This window comes from Bradyrhizobium sp. 33ap4 (genome assembly GCF_032654765.1).
Lineage (GTDB): Bacteria > Pseudomonadota > Alphaproteobacteria > Rhizobiales > Xanthobacteraceae > Bradyrhizobium > Bradyrhizobium australafricanum.
The window spans coordinates 160,543-177,430 of sequence record NZ_JAUMTJ010000009.1 but is presented as its reverse complement, the minus strand read 5'-3'; the positions used below and the strand labels follow the sequence as shown (position 1 = coordinate 177,430).

Below are 16,888 nucleotides of genomic sequence, written 5' to 3'. Positions count from 1 at the left end.
GAAGCGTCCCATCCGTATCCCCCATCAGGAAACGGAAGAATCCTAACCGACTCGTGGCTTTTCACACAGCCAGGGTCGATCGCCGACCTACCCGGTGCGAGCGAGCGCCTGACGCCGCTGTCGCTTGCCGACATCCTGGAGCGCTATTTGCGCGACGGCGCACCGAGCGAGCTGCCGGATGAGGAAGTTTTGATCGACTGACGCGGCTCCATGGCGTGACCCACAACTTGTCATGCCCGGGCTTGACCCGGGCATCCATCGACTACGCCAGAATCTTGCGAAGCGAGGTGGATGGCCGGGTCAGGCCCGGCCATGACGATTCGAATTTGCCGGTCCATCCGGGCTACGCGCGCGATGGGTGACCTCTACCGCGCTGGCAACTTCTCGAACGACGGCTTGCCCTCGGGCAGGTGGTGGAAGGTCTGCTTGTCGCAGGTGTAGATCGTCATCTGCGGGGTGAACACCGAGGGGTCGTCGAAGGTGCCGACCTTCAGGATGGTGGCGGGCAGGCCCGGCACCTTGGTCACGAGATGCGTGCCGCATTCCGGGCAGAACTCCCGCGTCACGGCGCGGTCGAGATCCTTGCGGGTGAACTGCTTGGGCTCGCTGGCGGTGTATTTGAAGCCGGTGGTCGGCATCGCCATGAACATGTTCGGTCCGCCGCCCGTAATGTACTGGCATTCGCGGCACAGGCACTGCGCCGCCATCATCGGCTCGCCCTCGGCCTCATAGCGCACGTTGCCGCAGTAGCACCTGCCTTGCACCTTCATGACGTCCTCCCGCTTTCGTTGTTTGTAGCCTGTCATTCCACAATGACAGGCAATTCCGACAATATTTTCTCAAGCAGCGGAAAAAAGAAAGGGGCCCCAGCTTGCGCTGGAGCCCCTCAACGGTCCGGACATTGCCGGGTATGTGCCCGAACCGTAGTTCTGGACCCGGCCCCGGAGGGAGCCAGAGTCCCGGGAGAACTCACATGTTGTAGGCGCGCTCCGTGTGCTCGGTGATGTCGAGGCCTTCACGTTCGGTCTCGACGTTGGCGCGCAGGCCGACGATCACGTCGACGATCTTGTAGAGGATCGCCGAACCGATGCCCGACCACACCAGCGTGGTGCAGACGCCCCAGACCTGCGAGATCATCTGCGCCGCGAAGTCATAATCGGCGACCTTCGGCGGGATCGCGGTGTAGTCGATGATGCCTGCACCGCCGAGCGCCGGGTTGACCAGGATGCCGGTGCCGAGCGCGCCGACGATGCCGCCGACGCAGTGGACGCCGAACACGTCGAGCGAGTCGTCATAGCCGAGCGCGTTCTTCACGACCGTGCAGAAGAACAGGCAGACCACGCCGACCACGAGGCCGAGCACGATGGCGCCCATCGGACCGGCATAGCCGGCCGCCGGGGTCACCGCGACGAGGCCCGCGACCGCGCCCGAGAGCGCACCGAGCAGCGAGGGATGGCCCTTGATGATCCATTCCGCGAACATCCAGGCCAGCGCCGCCGCGGCAGTGGCCACGAAGGAGTTGGTCATGGCGAGCGCAGCGCCGCCATTGGCTTCGAGATTGGAGCCGGCGTTGAAACCGAACCAGCCGACCCAGAGCAGCGAGGCGCCGATCATGGTCATGGTCAGCGAGTGCGGAGCCATCAGCTCCTTGCCGTAGCCGGTCCGCTTGCCGATCAGCAGCGCGCCGACCAGGCCGGCGATACCCGCGTTGATGTGCACGACGGTGCCGCCCGCGAAGTCGATCGCGCCCTTCTTGAAGATCCAGCCGGCATCGGCGTTGATCTCGTCGAGCTTGGCCTGCGCCGCGGTCTTGGCCGCGCCGTCAGCCGCAGCGGCGAGCGCCTTGGCGGCATCCTGGATCGCGTCCGGGCCCGGCCAGTACCAGACCATGTGCGCGATCGGGAAATAGATCAGGGTGACCCAGAGCGGGATGAACAGCGCGATCGCCGCGAACTTCATGCGTTCGGCGAAGGCGCCGACGATGAGGGCCGGCGTGATCGCCGCGAACGTCATCTGGAAACACATATAGATGAGTTCCGAGATGTTGGCGTCGACCGAGAAGGTCGCCGCCTTCGAGTCCGGCGTGACGCCCATCAGGAAGGCCTTGGAGAAGCCGCCGATGAAGTCGGAGCCGCCGGTGAAAGCGAGGCTGTAGCCGTAGAGGGCCCAGAGCACGGTGACGAGGCAGACCGTGTAGAACACCTGCGCCAGCACCGAGAGCATGTTCTTGGAGCGGACCAGGCCGCCATAGAACAGCGCGAGGCCCGGGATGGTCATCAGCAGCACCAGCACCGTCGAGGTCAGCATCCAGGCGTTGTCGCCCTTGTTGACGGTCGGCTCGGCGTAGGCGGCGGTCGCGGCGAACAGGCCGACTGCAAGGGCCGCCAGTCCCGCGCCATAGGGACGCTTGAACGTCATGTTATTTCACTCCTGAGGTCTTAAGGTTTGAGCGCGAAATCAGAGGGCCGCGGCATCGGCCTCGCCGGTGCGGATGCGCACGGCGTGTTCGAGGCTGATGACGAAGATCTTGCCGTCGCCGATCTGGCCGGTCTTGGCGGCGGAGGTGATGGCGTCGATGGTCTTGTCGACCTGATCGGAGTTGACCGCGACCTCGATCTTGATCTTCGGCAGGAAGCTCACGGCATATTCGGCGCCGCGATAGATTTCCGTGTGACCCTTCTGACGGCCGTACCCCTTGACTTCCGTCACCGTGAGACCGTGAACGCCAATGGCGGTCAGGGCGTCACGGACCTCTTCCAGCTTGAATGGCTTAATGATCGCCATAACAATTTTCATGAGTCCTATCCCCGCTTGGGCCCGGTGCGAATGAACACCGGGAGTTTCGACTGAGGTTCACCACGCGGAGGACATCCACTACGCGGGCACAGCCTGGAGCCTTAGAATCAAATGCCGTGCCAAACGGCCGGAGCTCGCTAATGGATTATGAATCCGGACCTTTTCCCGCTTTACGGGTGGGAGGTGCCCCTGCGCTATTCCGCCGCGCCTAAAATATGGTCAGACCTGTCTAGAACGGAGGCACGGCTAACTCCGGACACAATTCTGCTCAGCCGCGGGGCAGCAGGCGGTATCCGGCGAGGGCTTCCGGGCCCGCCCCGCGGTCCGCGAACACCCTCTCGATCATTTCGCCATTGGCGTCTGTCGGACCATTGCGCGATGGGAATTTGATGTTGGGCTTCATCGGCTTGTTTGGGTTCCCACCCGAAACGGGACCGGCGCGAAGACAGTTGCGGGCATCCTCGCCGCGTCGTTCTGCGCGAAGCGGACAAGGGCTCGCATCAGGTACGCCCGCCCGGACAGCAATGCTGGACTTTTGCCGGCGCTCGTTACCGATCGTTAGCTGTCTGTAACATTGTCGTTCCGGCGTTAACGCCGCGGTTGCCGTCGTTGCGCTATTGCCGCCGCATAAGAACTTCAATGACAGGTGGGGCAACCAATGATTGATCGTATCCGCGCGCTGCTCGAGCAGCAGCCGATGATTTCGCTGGATTTCAACACAATCACCGACGACACGAATCTCTATGACGCAGGGCTGACATCCTTCGCCACGGTGCAGGTGATGCTGGCGCTCGAGGAAGAGTTCAACATCGAATTTCCCGAAGCGATGCTCACGCGACGGACCTTCTCGTCGCTCGCCAACGTCGCGGACGCCGTTTCACGGCTGACACAGCGGGCGGCGTAAGACCATGAGCGTGGTGAGAAAGATGGAGCCCGTGCCGGCCTCTGCCGCCACGCCGGCCGAGCGCATGCGTCGGGTCGCCAAGGTCGCGGCGCAGCAGGTCGATGCGGTAGACCGTGAGGGCCGCTTCCCGGCCGATACCATCGAAGCATTGAAGCGCGAGCGCCTGCTCGGCGTCGCGATTCCCGTCGAGCATGGCGGGGAGGCATTGGGCACGATGGAGATCGCGGAGCTGATCGTTCAGCTCGCCCAGGCCTGCGGCTCGAGCGCCATGATCTACGCCATGCACCAGATCAAGACGTCGAGCTTCGTCAGCCATGGCGGCGCCAGCGACTGGCATCTGGCCTATATGCGCCGCATTGCGGCGGAGCAGTTGCTGATGGCCTCGGCGACCACGGAAGCCGGCATCGGCGGCAATCTGCGCAATTCGATCTGTGCGGTCGAAGTGGCAGACGGCCGCTTCTCGCTGACAAAGGAAGCAACCGTTATTTCCTACGGCCGCCACGCCGACGCGATTCTTGCCACGGCGCGGCGCGCTCCCGACGCGGCAAGCTCCGATCAGGTGATGGTTGTCATTCCCGCGGACCTGAACCGCACGCTGGAGCGCACCTCCGTATGGGATACGCTCGGAATGCGCGGCACCTGTTCGGACGGTTTTCATCTCGTCGCGCACGGTGACGCGGCGCAGATTTTCCCCAAGCCGTTCTCGGAGATCGCGGCACAGTCGATGCTGGCGAGCTCGCATATCTTCTGGGCGGCGACCTGGTTCGGTATCGCCACCGATGCCTTCAATCGCGCGCAAGCATTCGTCAAGGCTGCGGCGCGCAAGCAGGCGGATGGAAGTCTGCCCCCGGGCGCGCTTCGGCTCGCCGAGGCGGCCGCCCTGCTTCAGGAGATGAAGGGTCATCTCACGGCGGCCATTGACCGCTTCGATGCGGCCAAGGGCAATGACGACGCGCTCTCCTCGATTGGCTTTACCGCCGAGATCAACGCGTTGAAGGTCGCTGCGAGCGAGAAGGCCGGGGCGATCGTGCGGCTCGCCATGCTGGTCAACGGCATCGTCGGCTACAAGAACGGCACGCCGTTCAGCGTCGGCAGGCACCTACGCGATGTGAGCTCAGCGCCGCTGATGATTTCGAACGACCGTATTCTTTCCAACACCGCGACGCTCCTGCTGATGAGCCGCTTTGACACCAGCCTGAGAGGTTGAGATGGACGCCAAGACGTTCGATGCCAAGAGCCTGCTCGACACCCTGTTCGACAAGAGCATCCTGTTCAAGACCGGAGTAGACGGGCTTTATGGCCGCTCCGGCGTTTTCGAAGACGTGATCGAGCGCTTTGAGCGGCTCGTGACCAGCATCGGAGCGCCAGACAAGGCAACCCGCATCCACTTCCCACCGGGCATGAGCCGCGCCACGCTTGAAGGCAGTGGCTATATGAAAAGCTTCCCGCAGCTTGCAGGCTGCGTGCATTCCTTCATGGGCGGCGAGCGCGAGCATGCGCAGCTTCTCGGCATGATGGCTGCGGGAGAGGACTGGACCGAACTGCAGCAGGCGACGAACGTCGTGCTGACGCCAGCCGCCTGCTATCCGCTCTATCCGACCGTTGCCGCGCGCGGTCCGGTGCCCGATGACGGTGTGCTGTTCGAGCTTTCCTCCTATTGCTTCCGTCATGAGCCTTCCAAGGATCCCGCGCGCATGCAGCTGTTCCGCATGCGCGAATTCGTCCGCATCGGGACGGCCGAGCAGGTGTGCGCCTTCCGCGAAAGCTGGCTGGAGCGCGGCAAGGCGATGATCGAGTCACTCGACCTGCCATGCGAAGTTGACCTCGCCAACGATCCGTTCTTCGGTCGCGGCGGAAAGATGATGGCCAACAACCAGCGCGACGAGGGACTCAAGTTCGAGCTGCTGATCCCGGTAACCAGTATCGAGAAACCGACGGCCTGCTTGTCCTTCAACTATCATCGCGACCATTTTGGCCAGACCTGGGGCCTCAAATTCGCGGATGGCAGCCTGTGCCACTCGGCCTGCGTCGGCTTCGGGCTGGAGCGCGTGGCGCTCGCGTTGTTCCGCCATCACGGCCCTGACGTCGAGGCATGGCCGGCTTCCGTGCGCGACACGCTTTGGGGCAACTGAAATGCAGAGTGCCATCGCCGGGCTCGATCCGGCCGACTACAAGCCGCACCTGCTACACGACGCGGCGCGGCGATGGCCGCAGACCAACTGCTATGTCGATCTTCTGATCGAAGTCATGCATGCGAACGGGAATGACCCGGTCGCTGCGCTCGGCTTCACCGTGGCGCAGGATTTCGAAGGCGACCAGTTCACGTTCTTCAAGTTCCCGACGGCCGACCTGCAGCGATTGGCCGGCCTGGATATCCAGGAACTGTCCGTGTTCGATCGTCTGGAGGCGCACGTTCTCAATCAGATCGAGCGCGGGCGGCTGCCGCTGGTCGAGGTCGATGCCTTCTACCTGCCCGATACGAAGGGCATCACCTATCGCAGTGGCCATTCCAAGACGACGATCGGCGTCAACGTGCTCGATCCCGGGCGCCGCCACATGGCCTACTTCCACAACGACGGCTACTTCGCCCTGGACGGCGAGGACTATGACGGCATTTTCGAGCAGCGCAACGGCGCGCCGGCCGGCGGCCTGCCGCTGTTTCCCTATGCCGAGTTCGTCAAGTTCGACACCACGCGCCCCTCGCGCGAACCAGTCAGTGCGGCCACGGAAATCCTCGCGCAGCATCTGCGGCGCAGGCCGAAGCGCAATCCGCTCGATGCCTATGCGGCCGTGTTCGGCGGCCATGCCGAGGCACTGGCCGCCCGGTCACCGGAGTATTTTCACATCTACGCCTTCAACACGTTGCGGCAGGTGGGCGCCAATTTCGAACTCCTCTCCAGCCATCTGGAATGGCTGGGACGGCACGGCGAGACCGGTCTGGCCGAGGCGATCGAAGCCGCCGCGGCAATCGCCGAGGGCGCCAAGGTCATGCAATTCAAGCTCGCCCGCGCCATGGCCCGGCATCGGTTCGATGGGCTCGCGGACGCCATCGGGCCGATGGCCAAGGCCTGGCAAACGGTGATGGACGCTCTGGACAGTCGCATGGCGGATCTCGCCAGCAAGGCAGCGTAGGACCGGCCTGCCGGTCATGGGAATGCATGGGTATGGACGCTTTGGTGTCGACGACCGACACGGCCGAGCCTCTGGACAGCGGCTGGTGCATGGTCGTCTCGCCGGCCGGCGCGTGGGCGTCTCCGGCGGCGATCGACGGCAGCGCCGAATGGCTGGAGGCGGCGTGCCCCGGCACGGCCGCTGCTGCGCTGGAACGGCTTGGCCGCTGGGACCGCAACCATCCCACTCCGCTGCACGACCAGGACGTCTGGTATCGTCGCCGGCTCGACGTCACCGGCCCGGCCCGTCTCGTATTTGACGGCTTGGCGACGGTTGCAGAGGTCTGGCTCGACGATCGCCTCGTGCTGTCCTCGACCTCGATGTTCGAGCGCCATGATGTGGCCCTGACGCTTGCCGGCGGCGAGCAACTGGCCATCGCATTCCGCAGCCTCGACCGCCATCTGGAAACCCTGACCGGTCCGCGTGGGCGCTGGCGGCCGCGCATGATCGACGATCAGCGGCTGAGGCTCGTACGGACCACGCTGATCGGCCATATGCCGGGTTGGTGCCCTGGCTTCGACATCGTCGGACCATGGCGACCGATCAAGCTGATCCGCGATACCAACCGGCAAGGCGTGCGCGATGTGCAAATGCAGGCCGACCTCGCCGGCACAACAGGGCATCTTTCCATCGCGATCACGCTGGACGAGCCGTTTGATGACGCGCCGGCCACGGTCGCCTGCGCGGGCGCTGTCGCCGCATTGACCTCGGAGACAGCGACGCGGCTGACGGCGAAACTGGATATTGCGAACGTTGCGCCATGGTGGCCGAGCAGCCATGGCGATCCGGCGCTGCACGAGGTTGTCGTCACGCTAGGCTCGATGCGAGTAGCGCTCGGCCGCGTCGGTTTTCGGCATATCGAGATCGATCGCGGCACCGACGGACGCGGCTTTCGGCTGGTCGTCAACGGCGTATCCGTCTTTTGTCGTGGCGCGGTGTGGACGCCGTCCGACCTGGTGCGGCTGCCGTCCTCACGCGAAGAGATCGCGCGCGACCTCGATCTTGCACGACGGGCGGGCGTCAACATGCTCAGGGTCGGCGGCACGTTCGTCTACGAGAGCGACGCGTTTCACGAGCTCTGCGACGAGATGGGCATCCTGGTCTGGCAGGATCTGATGCTCGCCAATTTCGACTATCCGGCGAAGGACGAAGCCTGGCAGGCGTCGCTCTCGCGCGAGGTCGGGAATTTGCTCGGGCGGCTCAGGCATTCGCCGTCACTCGCCGTTCTGTGCGGCGGCAGCGAGGTGGCACAGCAGGCGGCGATGATGGGCATGCCGATGTCGATGGATCCGACGCCCTGGTTCGACAAGGTGGTGCGCCCCATCGCTGAAGCGAAGCGTCCCGACCTGGTGCTTGTGACGTCATCGCCATCCGGCGGCAACCTGCCTTTCACGGCTGATGGCGGGCCGATGCATTATTACGGGGTCGGCGCCTATTGCCGGCCGCTGGATGACGCGCGCCGGGCCGAAGTGCGCTTCGCGAGCGAATGCCTTGCCTTTGCCAATGTGCCTGACCAGGCAACGCTGGATGCGCATCTGCCGGTGCCGCCGGTGCACGATCCGCGCTGGAAGGCGGGTGTGCCGCGCGACGTCGGCGCGTCGTGGGACTTCGAGGATGTGCGCGAGCACTATCTGGAAACGCTTTTTTCCGTCGACGCGCGCCGGCTGCGCATCGAAAATACCAGACGCTATCTCGAGCTCTCCCGTGCGGTGACGACCGAGATAGTGGAGCGCACCATCGACGAATGGCGCAGACCCTGTTCGCCGACGGCTGGAGCACTGCTGTTCTTCTGGAAGGACTTGCGGCCGGGCGCGGGTTGGGGCCTGGTCGATTCGACCGGCCGGCCTAAGCCCGTCTGGCACGGGCTGAGGCGGGCATTTGCCCCGCTACGGCTGATCCTGAGCGACGAGGGCGTCAACGGGCTGACCGTCCATGCCGTCAACGATACCGCGCAGACCGTTCGGGCGACATTATCGCTGACCTGTCTGCGGGACGGCGTCACGCCGGTGGTGTCGGCGCGCCAACCGATCAGCGTGCCGGCGCACGGCGGCCTGTCGCTTTCGGCCTTCTCGGTACTCGGCGCCTTTTTCGATATTTCCTACGCCTATCGCTTCGGGCCGCCCGGCCATGAAGTCACCGTTGCAAGGCTGGAAGGCGACGACGGGAAGGTCTTTGCCGAGGCCTTCCATGTGCTGCCGGGCGTCATGACCGCGCAGCGCGACGTGGGTCTGACTGTGAGTTTGGTGCGTCGGAAGGACGCGTGGCGGCTGCGGCTGGCCTGCAAACGCGCGGCCTACCACGTCTCCATCCAGGACGATCGGTTCGTGCCAACGGAGAACAATTTCCACCTGATGCCGGGCATCGAGCGGGAGGTCGGCCTTGACGGTCCGCCCCTGGCGACACCTGGCGGCGCGGTGACAGCGCTCAATGCCGATCGCGACGCGAGCTACGAGGTGCCGAGAGCGGAAGAATTGGAAGTCGTGCGGACAAAGGAGTCCGCCGGGAGCATGACATGAAACCAGTTGTGTTTGCCGATACCATCGGCTGGATGAACGTAGCGAAGGGGCGGCGGGGCGTTGTCATAGCCGGCGCGCATGGTCATGAGGATCTGTGCAGTCGCCGATTCCTGAAGCTGTTGTCCGACAGGGCGGCCGCGGGGGGCCTGCCTGTCCTGCTGTTTGACTATCCCGGTTGTGGCGACGCTGCCGGCGACCATTCGGCGCCGGGCCGGGTGATGGCCTGGACCGCAAGCATCGGCGCGGCGATCGACCGGTTGAAGCGGGATTGCGGCGTGGAGGATGTCATCCTCGCCGGCTTCCGTCTCGGCGCGCTGCTGGCCCCGCTCGCTGCGGCGGGGCGGGACGACGTGGCAGGCCTTGCGCTGCTTGCGCCACCGAGTTCCGGAAAAACCTATGTGCGCGAAATCACCGCGATGTCGCGCGTGATCGATGGGTCGCTCGCCAAGAGCGCGGCAAGCGACGCGACGTTCGCCGAGGGCCGCGAGGTCGTCGGCTTCCGGCTTTCGCATGAGACGCTCGCCGATCTGTCGAGGCTGGATTGGCGGCGGGCCGTCGCGGCCCTTCCGCCCCTGCCGATGCTTTTGATCGCGAACGGAAAGCCGTTGGCAGGCTCTGAAATCCGCGACGGTCGAACTTCTTTCGAAGGCGCGACAATCGCGGAGTTCAAGGACTATCACCTGCTCATGTGCGACCCGACCGCGAACCGGATCCCGGCCGACGTTGTCGATTGCTGGGCGGATTGGTTGTCCGACCGGGCCGTCGCCGGCGTAGCTCAGGGCGTGGAGTCCCTGACCGGCCACGAGCTATTGGAGGGATCGCACTACACGGAAGAAGCGGTTGTGATCAGGCAGGCGCCATTGATCTGTGGCGTGCTGACCCGGCCACGTGACGGCCATGCTGCGGCCGATCCGGTCATCTTCCTCAACTCCGGCGGCGTGCCGCATGTCGGTTGGGCGCGCGGCACGGTCGAGGCGGCGCGCGAGCTTGCCGCCGCCGGCGTGGCGTCGCTACGCATTGACCTGCCGGGCCTCGGCTTGAGCGACGATGCCGGGAGCAATCGTCTGTTCCTCTATGATTCCCGCACCCCCTTCGACGTCGGCGCGGCGATTGACTGGATGCAGCGGGCGGGCTTTGCCAAAGTCGAGCTTGTGGGCACATGCTCGGGCGCCTTCCAGGCCTTTCACACTGCGCGCGCGGACCGCCGCGTCCGCGCCCTCACCATGATCAACCCGCTCTGCTTTGCCTGGAACAGTTCCTACGCGCTGGAGCTTACGGCCTGGAAAGCATACGAAACCTCCAAGGCGAATCGCGGAAGCCAGCAGCAGATCGGTCCGGCGGACGGGCCTGCGATGACGACCAGGTCCGCCTGGAAGCTGTCAGTGTCAGATAGCGCCAGGCGGCTGGTGCGGCGCGGATTGGAAGCCGTCAAGTCGACGCTGTCGGCAATTCATCCGTCCGCCTTGCTTGGTCGTAACCGCGTCGAGCGCTGGATGCGCGAGCTTTGTAGCCGCGGCGTGCGCGTCCTCATGGTCACCTCGGACGGCGATCTCAGCCTGCAGGAGATCGCACGGCATTTCGGTCAGGACGGCAAACGGCTCACAAGTATACCTGGAGTGACGCGGTTGACGCTGCCGAACGCCGACCATTCGCTGACGCCTCGTCATGCGCGGCGCGCTGTCGTCGCGCGCCTGATCGACCACCGCGGCGGCGGCAGGCGCGGAGGATCGAGCCGTCCCGATGCCGTGCGGGTCACGGTGCAGCATGCCGAGGTGAAGCCTAAATCGATGGCGCTGTCATGAAACGGTTTGGCCGCTCCAGCGACGAAGATCAACGCGGCACCGGATCATGTTTTTCGGCGGCGTCGCGTGCCGCAAAGACCTTGTCGATCAATCCCCATTCGAGCGCCTGCTGCGCGGACATGAAGTGATCCCGATCCAGGGTCCGTTCCACGTCGGCTTCGGTGCGCCCGCAGTGCTGGGCATAGAGTCGGATGATGCGCCGCTTGGTCTCCTGCATCTCGGTGGCATGGATCAGGATGTCGGACGCCTGGCCCTGGAAGCCGCCGAGCGGCTGATGCACGTGGAGGCTCGCATTCGGCAGCGCGGCGCGATGACCGGGCTCGCCGGCCATCAAAAGGAACGACCCCATCGAGCGCGCCGTGCCCATGCACAGCGTGTGCACCGGCGCCTTGATGAACTGCATGGTGTCGTACATCGCAAGCCCGCTGGTGATCACGCCGCCATAGGAGTTGATGTAGAGGTTGATCGGCTTGTTGGGGTTGTCGGCTTCGAGGAACAGCAGCTGCGCGCAGACCAGGCCGGACATCGCATCATTGACCTCGCCGTTCAGGAAGATGATGCGCTCGCGCAGCAGCCTGGAATAGATGTCGAAGGAACGTTCGCCGCGGCTCGACTGTTCGACGACCATAGGGACGAGTTGCATCATGTCGCGCATCGGCGACCTCCATTGCTGCAGGTGATGAAGTCTCGGTAGGTGAGGTTGGGGATCAGGCCGCGCGCATCATTGTGCGGTTGTTGCTGTTGGCCGGTTGCGGCTGTTTTGCCCTGATGTCGCAGGCTTGCTGGATGATGCGAAACCTTGTGCCGCCGGCCTCGTTCGGCTCGATCCGGAAGGTGACATGGCTTTCGCGAAACGGCGGCTCGGACTCGCGCAGCCGGAAGCGCACCTCTTCGCCAGCGATCGATGACAGGGGTTCAGCGTCCGCGAGATCGCAATCCGGGAGCCAGCGTTCGCGCAGAGCCGGAATGGTCACCGCACGCCACACTTTTTCAGGCGGTGCATCGAGCTCGTATTCGAGCACCAGGTCGGCGTCGGCATGATCAGGCTCTACTGTGTCGCTCATTGATCCATGTCCTTCAGCAGATCGGACAGAGCTTCGATGCGCTTCGGCCAATAGGCGCGGTAGCGGGCGAGCCAGGTCCCGATGCTGGCGATGCCGTCCGGGTCGACCTCATAGTTCACGAAGCGGCCCTGTCGCTGCTCGCGCACCAGCCCTGCCGCGCGCAGCACCGCCAGATGCTGCGACATCGCCGGCTGGCTGATCTCAAGTCCGTCGCGCAAGGCGCTGGCGTTCAGGCTGCCGCCGGCCAGCTTCTCAAAGACCTTGCGGCGGGTCGGATCGGCCAGCGCCTTGAAGATGTCGGTGTCGACCATGACGACACATAAGCATACACTTATGTGTCGTGCAAGCCCGAACCTTGCTCGCGCCGTACTTCGTGACGTCGCGGCGCTCGGGTCCTTTGCATGGGGTTGTTTTACAAATTCGCCCTCGCGGTGGCCGGTGTCGTCGTCCTGGCCCCGTGAGTCCGGCTGCCACCGCCGCCTCGGCTACTTACTGCAGCGCCTCGCCATGCTGGGAGATGTCGAGACCTTCGAGCTCCTGCTGCATCGAGACGCGCAGCGGGACGAAGGCGCTGACCAGCTTGAGCAGCACGAAGGTGACGCCGCCGCACCAGACAAAGGTCACCGCGACGCCGTAGAGCTGGATCAGCAGCTGCTTCGGATTGCCCTCGAGCAGGCCGGACGTGCCGCCGATTGCGGAGGCCGCGAACACGCCGGCAAGCAGCGTGCCGGTCAGGCCGCCGATGCCGTGCACGCCGAACACGTCGAGCGAGTCGTCATACTTGAAGCGATGCTTCAGCCAGGTGCAGGCCCAGAAGCAGACCAGGCCGGCAATGATGCCGATGACGACGCCGTGCCACGGCGCGACGAAGCCGGATGCCGGGGTGATGGTGCCGAGTCCCGCGACCGCACCCGAGATCATGCCGAGCACCGACGGCTTGCGGCGCGTCGCCCATTCGATCGCGCCCCAGGTCAGCGCGCCGGCGCAGGCCGCAAGATGGGTGGCGGTGATCGCCATCACCGCGCGCGAATTGGCCGCGAGCGCCGAACCGCCGTTGAAGCCGAACCAGCCGACCCAGAGCAGGCCGGTGCCGACCACCGCGAGCGACAGATCGAACGGTGAAAGATTGTCATGGCCATAGCCGTGGCGGTTGCCCATCACCTTGGCCGCGACCAGGCCGCTGATGCCGGCGGAGAGATGCACCACAAGACCGCCGGCGAAATCCAGCACGCCCACTGATGCGAGGAAGCCGCCGCCCCACACCCAATGCGCCAGCGGCACATAGGCGAAGATGAACCAGCCGATCGAGAACAGCACATAGGCGGAGAACCGCATGCGGTCGGCGACCGAGCCTGCGACCAGCGCCACCGTGATGATCGCGAACGTCATCTGGTACAGCATGAACAGCGCTTCGGGGATGGTCTTCGCCGCCGGATTGATGCTGTCCATGGTGATGCCGGCCAGGAACCAGCGATCGAGCGAGCCGAGCCAAGGACCGTCACCGACGAAGCTCAGCGAATAGCCGAAGGTGACCCAGAGGATCGAGACGAGCGCAACGGCGGTGAGGCTCTGCGCCATCGTCGCCAGCACGTTCTTCTTGCGCACCATGCCGGAGTAGAACAGCGCCAGTCCGGGGATCGTCATCATCAGCACCAGCGCGGTGGCGACGATCATCCAGGCGGTGTCGGCGGCGTTGACGCCGGCGCTGGATGCCGAGTCTTGCGCGAAGGCCGGCGTGGCTTGCGCGAACAGGATTGCAGCAGTGATCGGCGCAGCTGATATCGCTGCACGAAGAGCTCGTGCCCCCATCATCATTCCCCGACGGTCGTCGTTTCTTGGTGTGCGGTTGTGGCGTGCGCCGGCGTCGTTGCCGGCGATGATCTCGATCGTTTTGTTTGGGCATGATCTCCGCGCAAACGCTTTCCGCGTTTGTCGCGAGGGATCAGGCTCCAGGGTTCAGAGCGCGTCGTTGTCGGTCTCGCCGGTGCGGATGCGCAGCGCATGATCGATCGGCGTCACGAAGATCTTGCCGTCGCCGATCTGGCCGGTGCGGGCGTGCTCGGTGATGACGCTGACCGCCTTGTCGGCGAGCTCGGTATCGACGGCGATCTCGATCCGAAGCTTGGGCAGGAAGTTCACGACATATTCGGCGCCGCGATAGATCTCGGTGTGGCCCTTCTGGCGGCCATAGCCCTTCACCTCGGTCACAGTCATGCCGTGGACGCCGATCGCGGTCAGCGCTTGGCGCACCTCATCGAGCTTGAACGGTTTGATGATCGCGACGACGAGTTTCATGGTTCAGGCCTTCATTCCCTTGAGGTTTTCCGTGTGCGCCCGTCCCGGAGCGGCACTTGCCGTCCCGCGAGCCGGCACCTGCTGCCTCCCGGAGCGGCAATTTGCCATCCCCGAGCGGCACTTCGCGTCCGCCAAATCTGGCAGCTTTCTGGGCAAATGGCATAAAAAACTTGCAGGTTGAAGCGGAAAACATGCGCAGCGCGTGTGCTCCCTCACTGTACGGAATGGAAACGCTCGGCCACAATGTGGCTTTCCCGCCCCGGCCAGCGCTTTTGCTGGTTCGTTTCGCCTATCGCGTGTCCCTGTGCGCGCGCCCCGAGGAAACAAGAAATGTCGAACCGAAACTGGTTTTATGCATCCGAAGGCCAGCAAAAGGGCCCCCTGCCTGAAACCCAGCTCCGCGACCTGATCACCCGGGGCACGGTGGGGGCCGACACCCTGGTGTGGACCGAGGGCATGGCCGGCTGGCAGAAGGCCGGGGAGATTCCGGGCCTCGTCCCGAGCGCCGGCGCGCCGCCGGTATTTCCGCAAGCCGGCGGACCGCCGCCGGTGGTGGCGTCCGGAAGCTATAGCGGCGGCACGCTGTCCGCCGACTTCCCGATCTGGGGCCTGTTCGGCCGCAGCCTCCTGATGTTCATCGGCCAGATTCTCGTCATCCCGGCGCCGTGGACCGCGACCGGCCTGTACCGCTTTGCGATCCCCTATATCCGCGTGCCGGGTCGCCCGCATTTCGCCTTCACCGGGCAGCCGCTCGACATCTGGTGGGTCTTCATCGTGCTCGGCCTTCTGACCTATGCCGGCGTGGCCGACAGCAACATCGTGACGCTGCTCTCGCTGCTGTTGCAGGGCTTCCTGAGCTGGATGATCGTGCGCTGGATCATCGGCCATCTCAGCTCGAGCGGCCAGGACCTGCCGATCTCGTTCAAGGGCAGCCCGGTCGCCTATGTCGGCTGGTACGTGGCGATGGTGGTCTCGGCCATCACCATCATCGGCTGGGCCTGGGTGCTGACCGCCTGGATGCGCTGGATCTGCCGCAACATCGACGGCACGCGCCGCGAGGTCAGCTTCAATGCGTCCGGCATCGAGGTGCTGTGGCGAACCATCGTGTTCACCATCGCCTGCGGCTTCCTGATCCCGATTCCGTGGGTGCTGCGCTGGTACGGCAACTGGTTCGTCTCCCAATTCGCGCTGACCGAGCGCGGCGCCTACGCCGGCCAGTAAGCGCGATCTCATCGTGCCGACCGGCTTTGTTCGAGCGTGAGGCCTCCGGAAACCGCTCCGCGCTTTTTCCGGATCGCGCTGTGAGCGCTACGCCTTTCGCTCGCGCACCGATCCTTCCTGCGCGACGGACGCCACCAGCGTGCCGTCGGGCTTGAAGATCAGGCCGCGTGTCAGGCCGCGGCCCGACTGCGCGCTCGGCGAATCCTGCGCGTAGAGCAGCCATTCGTCGGCGCGGAACGGGCGGTGAAACCACATCGCGTGATCGAGGCTCGCAGGCATCATGCGCTTGTCGAACAGCGTGCGGCCGTAGCGCGCCATCACGGCATCGAGCAGCGAGAAATCCGATGCATAGGCGAGCGCGCACAGATGCAGCGCGGGATCGTCGGGCAGCTTGGCGGCGGTGCGGATCCAGACATGGATGCGGCCGTCGTCGATCTTCTGGCCGAAATAACGGCCGAGCTCGACCGGGCGCAGCTCGATCGGCCGGTCGCTCTCGTAATAGCGGCGGATGAACTCCGGCATCTCCTTGAACATCGGCTGCTTCGACACTTCCTCCGCGGTCAGCTTCTCCGGCGGCGGCACGTCGGGCATCTTCTCCTGATGATTGAAGTTGCTCTCCTCCTCGGCATGGAACGACACCATGATGGAGAAGATCGCGTTGCCGTGCTGGATCGCGGTGACGCGGCGGGTGGTGTAGCTCTTGCCGTCGCGCAGCCGCTCGACCTGGTAGATGATCGGGATCTGCGGATCGCCGGGCAGAATGAAGTAGCAATGGATCGAGTGCGGCAGCCGGCCCTCGACGGTGCGGCAGGCCGCCACCATCGCCTGGCCGATCACCTGGCCGCCGAACACGCGCTGCCAGCTCGTTTTCGGGCTGTTGCCGCGAAACAAATTCACTTCGAGCTGCTCGAGATCGAGGATGGACAGCAGGTCGATCAGGCTCTTGGACATCGGCGGCTTTCGGTTTGACTTGAACGGTCATTCCGGGGCACGGGCAAGCGTGAACCCGGAATCTCGAGATTCCGGGTTCGATGCTGACGCATCGCCCCGGAATGACGTCCGTTAGGTTCGTGACCTTGTTTCTGGCCCCTGTTTCGCCCAGCTATTATCAGGTAGCAA

At 64.6% G+C, this 16,888-nt stretch carries 16 protein-coding genes and 1 pseudogene; 8 read left to right on the top strand and 9 right to left on the bottom strand.

Going from position 1 to position 16,888, the window contains the following annotated elements; all coding sequences use genetic code 11:
* Window positions 1-201: pseudogene (locus tag Q2M23_RS09790) on the top strand (hypothetical protein); the annotation flags it as partial.
* 164 nt (window positions 202-365) lie between these two features.
* Here Q2M23_RS09790 and Q2M23_RS09785 read toward each other — a convergent pair.
* The 3 genes from Q2M23_RS09785 to Q2M23_RS09775 form a co-directional block, all read right to left on the bottom strand.
* Window positions 366-770: a GFA family protein gene (locus Q2M23_RS09785; RefSeq protein WP_016841439.1), complete on the bottom strand. Its 405-nt coding sequence runs from the start codon at window positions 768-770 to the stop codon at window positions 366-368.
* Between the two features lie 199 nt (window positions 771-969).
* Window positions 970-2,418, bottom strand: coding sequence for an ammonium transporter (locus tag Q2M23_RS09780; RefSeq protein ID WP_057020316.1), 1,449 nt, complete (start codon window positions 2,416-2,418; stop codon window positions 970-972).
* A gap of 39 nt (window positions 2,419-2,457) precedes the next feature.
* Window positions 2,458-2,796, bottom strand: a complete 339-nt coding sequence (locus Q2M23_RS09775; protein ID WP_024583097.1) for a P-II family nitrogen regulator — start codon at window positions 2,794-2,796, stop codon at window positions 2,458-2,460.
* Window positions 2,797-3,454: 658 nt separating this feature from the next.
* Between Q2M23_RS09775 and Q2M23_RS09770 the strand changes: the two genes are divergently transcribed.
* Genes Q2M23_RS09770 through Q2M23_RS09745 form a run of 6 tightly spaced genes read left to right on the top strand, consistent with a single transcriptional unit; the run spans window position 3,455 to window position 11,189 of the window.
* A complete protein-coding gene (locus Q2M23_RS09770; RefSeq protein WP_057020315.1) occupies window positions 3,455-3,700 on the top strand; it encodes an acyl carrier protein in 246 nt (81 codons plus the stop codon).
* A gap of 4 nt (window positions 3,701-3,704) precedes the next feature.
* Complete coding sequence (locus Q2M23_RS09765) at window positions 3,705-4,907, top strand: acyl-CoA dehydrogenase family protein (RefSeq protein WP_410469705.1); 1,203 nt, start codon at window positions 3,705-3,707, stop codon at window positions 4,905-4,907.
* 1 nt (window position 4,908) lies between these two features.
* The gene (locus Q2M23_RS09760; RefSeq protein ID WP_057020313.1) at window positions 4,909-5,832 is read left to right on the top strand and encodes an amino acid--[acyl-carrier-protein] ligase; all 924 of its coding nucleotides are present in this window, start codon (window positions 4,909-4,911) and stop codon (window positions 5,830-5,832) included.
* Window position 5,833: 1 nt separating this feature from the next.
* Complete coding sequence (locus Q2M23_RS09755; RefSeq protein WP_316395424.1) at window positions 5,834-6,832, top strand: DUF1839 family protein; 999 nt, start codon at window positions 5,834-5,836, stop codon at window positions 6,830-6,832.
* Window positions 6,833-6,858: 26 nt separating this feature from the next.
* Window positions 6,859-9,387, top strand: a complete 2,529-nt coding sequence (locus Q2M23_RS09750) for a glycoside hydrolase family 2 protein (protein ID WP_410469706.1) — start codon at window positions 6,859-6,861, stop codon at window positions 9,385-9,387.
* Window positions 9,384-11,189, top strand: coding sequence for an alpha/beta fold hydrolase (locus Q2M23_RS09745; RefSeq protein ID WP_316395422.1), 1,806 nt, complete (start codon window positions 9,384-9,386; stop codon window positions 11,187-11,189). The genes Q2M23_RS09750 and Q2M23_RS09745 overlap by 4 nt, the downstream gene beginning before the upstream one ends.
* Window positions 11,190-11,217: 28 nt before the next feature.
* Here Q2M23_RS09745 and Q2M23_RS09740 read toward each other — a convergent pair whose 3' ends face one another.
* The 5 genes from Q2M23_RS09740 to Q2M23_RS09720 all read right to left on the bottom strand — a co-directional run bounded on the left by Q2M23_RS09740 (window position 11,218) and on the right by Q2M23_RS09720 (window position 14,548).
* Window positions 11,218-11,844 carry an ATP-dependent Clp protease proteolytic subunit gene (locus Q2M23_RS09740; RefSeq protein ID WP_316395421.1) on the bottom strand — a complete coding sequence of 209 codons (627 nt, stop codon included), beginning with the start codon at window positions 11,842-11,844 and terminating at the stop codon, window positions 11,218-11,220.
* A gap of 52 nt (window positions 11,845-11,896) precedes the next feature.
* Entirely contained in the window at window positions 11,897-12,253 is a 357-nt protein-coding gene (locus tag Q2M23_RS09735; RefSeq protein ID WP_316395420.1) for a hypothetical protein, read from the bottom strand.
* Window positions 12,250-12,564 (bottom strand): ArsR/SmtB family transcription factor, encoded by a 315-nt coding sequence (locus Q2M23_RS09730; RefSeq protein WP_016841428.1) that lies wholly within the window; start codon window positions 12,562-12,564, stop codon window positions 12,250-12,252. Before Q2M23_RS09730 ends, Q2M23_RS09735 begins: the two co-directional genes overlap by 4 nt.
* A gap of 178 nt (window positions 12,565-12,742) precedes the next feature.
* Complete coding sequence (locus tag Q2M23_RS09725) at window positions 12,743-14,062, bottom strand: ammonium transporter (protein ID WP_253626097.1); 1,320 nt, start codon at window positions 14,060-14,062, stop codon at window positions 12,743-12,745.
* A gap of 147 nt (window positions 14,063-14,209) precedes the next feature.
* Window positions 14,210-14,548 (bottom strand): P-II family nitrogen regulator, encoded by a 339-nt coding sequence (locus tag Q2M23_RS09720; RefSeq protein WP_028335836.1) that lies wholly within the window; start codon window positions 14,546-14,548, stop codon window positions 14,210-14,212.
* A gap of 330 nt (window positions 14,549-14,878) precedes the next feature.
* Between Q2M23_RS09720 and Q2M23_RS09715 the strand changes: the two genes are divergently transcribed.
* Window positions 14,879-15,769 (top strand): DUF4339 domain-containing protein, encoded by an 891-nt coding sequence (locus Q2M23_RS09715; protein ID WP_316395419.1) that lies wholly within the window; start codon window positions 14,879-14,881, stop codon window positions 15,767-15,769.
* An 87-nt stretch (window positions 15,770-15,856) separates the two neighbouring features.
* On the opposite strand, the gene tesB is transcribed toward Q2M23_RS09715, so the two are convergent.
* The gene (gene tesB, locus Q2M23_RS09710; protein ID WP_016841424.1) at window positions 15,857-16,720 is read right to left on the bottom strand and encodes an acyl-CoA thioesterase II; all 864 of its coding nucleotides are present in this window, start codon (window positions 16,718-16,720) and stop codon (window positions 15,857-15,859) included.
* Window positions 16,721-16,888 lie beyond the last annotated feature (168 nt).

Excerpts from the sequence above, each read along its gene's own strand:
- Q2M23_RS09785 (WP_016841439.1), bottom strand. The coding sequence starts at position 770 with ATGAAGGTGCAAGGCAGGTGCTACTGCGGCAACGTGCGCTATGAGGCC.
- Q2M23_RS09780 (WP_057020316.1), bottom strand. The coding sequence starts at position 2,418 with ATGACGTTCAAGCGTCCCTATGGCGCGGGACTGGCGGCCCTTGCAGTC.
- Q2M23_RS09775 (WP_024583097.1), bottom strand. The coding sequence starts at position 2,796 with ATGAAAATTGTTATGGCGATCATTAAGCCATTCAAGCTGGAAGAGGTC.
- Q2M23_RS09770 (WP_057020315.1), top strand. The coding sequence starts at position 3,455 with ATGATTGATCGTATCCGCGCGCTGCTCGAGCAGCAGCCGATGATTTCG.
- Q2M23_RS09765 (WP_410469705.1), top strand. The coding sequence starts at position 3,705 with ATGAGCGTGGTGAGAAAGATGGAGCCCGTGCCGGCCTCTGCCGCCACG.
- Q2M23_RS09760 (WP_057020313.1), top strand. The coding sequence starts at position 4,909 with ATGGACGCCAAGACGTTCGATGCCAAGAGCCTGCTCGACACCCTGTTC.
- Q2M23_RS09755 (WP_316395424.1), top strand. The coding sequence starts at position 5,834 with ATGCAGAGTGCCATCGCCGGGCTCGATCCGGCCGACTACAAGCCGCAC.
- Q2M23_RS09750 (WP_410469706.1), top strand. The coding sequence starts at position 6,859 with ATGGGTATGGACGCTTTGGTGTCGACGACCGACACGGCCGAGCCTCTG.
- Q2M23_RS09745 (WP_316395422.1), top strand. The coding sequence starts at position 9,384 with ATGAAACCAGTTGTGTTTGCCGATACCATCGGCTGGATGAACGTAGCG.
- Q2M23_RS09740 (WP_316395421.1), bottom strand. The coding sequence starts at position 11,844 with ATGCGCGACATGATGCAACTCGTCCCTATGGTCGTCGAACAGTCGAGC.
- Q2M23_RS09735 (WP_316395420.1), bottom strand. The coding sequence starts at position 12,253 with ATGAGCGACACAGTAGAGCCTGATCATGCCGACGCCGACCTGGTGCTC.
- Q2M23_RS09730 (WP_016841428.1), bottom strand. The coding sequence starts at position 12,564 with ATGGTCGACACCGACATCTTCAAGGCGCTGGCCGATCCGACCCGCCGC.
- Q2M23_RS09725 (WP_253626097.1), bottom strand. The coding sequence starts at position 14,062 with ATGGGGGCACGAGCTCTTCGTGCAGCGATATCAGCTGCGCCGATCACT.
- Q2M23_RS09720 (WP_028335836.1), bottom strand. The coding sequence starts at position 14,548 with ATGAAACTCGTCGTCGCGATCATCAAACCGTTCAAGCTCGATGAGGTG.
- Q2M23_RS09715 (WP_316395419.1), top strand. The coding sequence starts at position 14,879 with ATGTCGAACCGAAACTGGTTTTATGCATCCGAAGGCCAGCAAAAGGGC.
- tesB (WP_016841424.1), bottom strand. The coding sequence starts at position 16,720 with ATGTCCAAGAGCCTGATCGACCTGCTGTCCATCCTCGATCTCGAGCAG.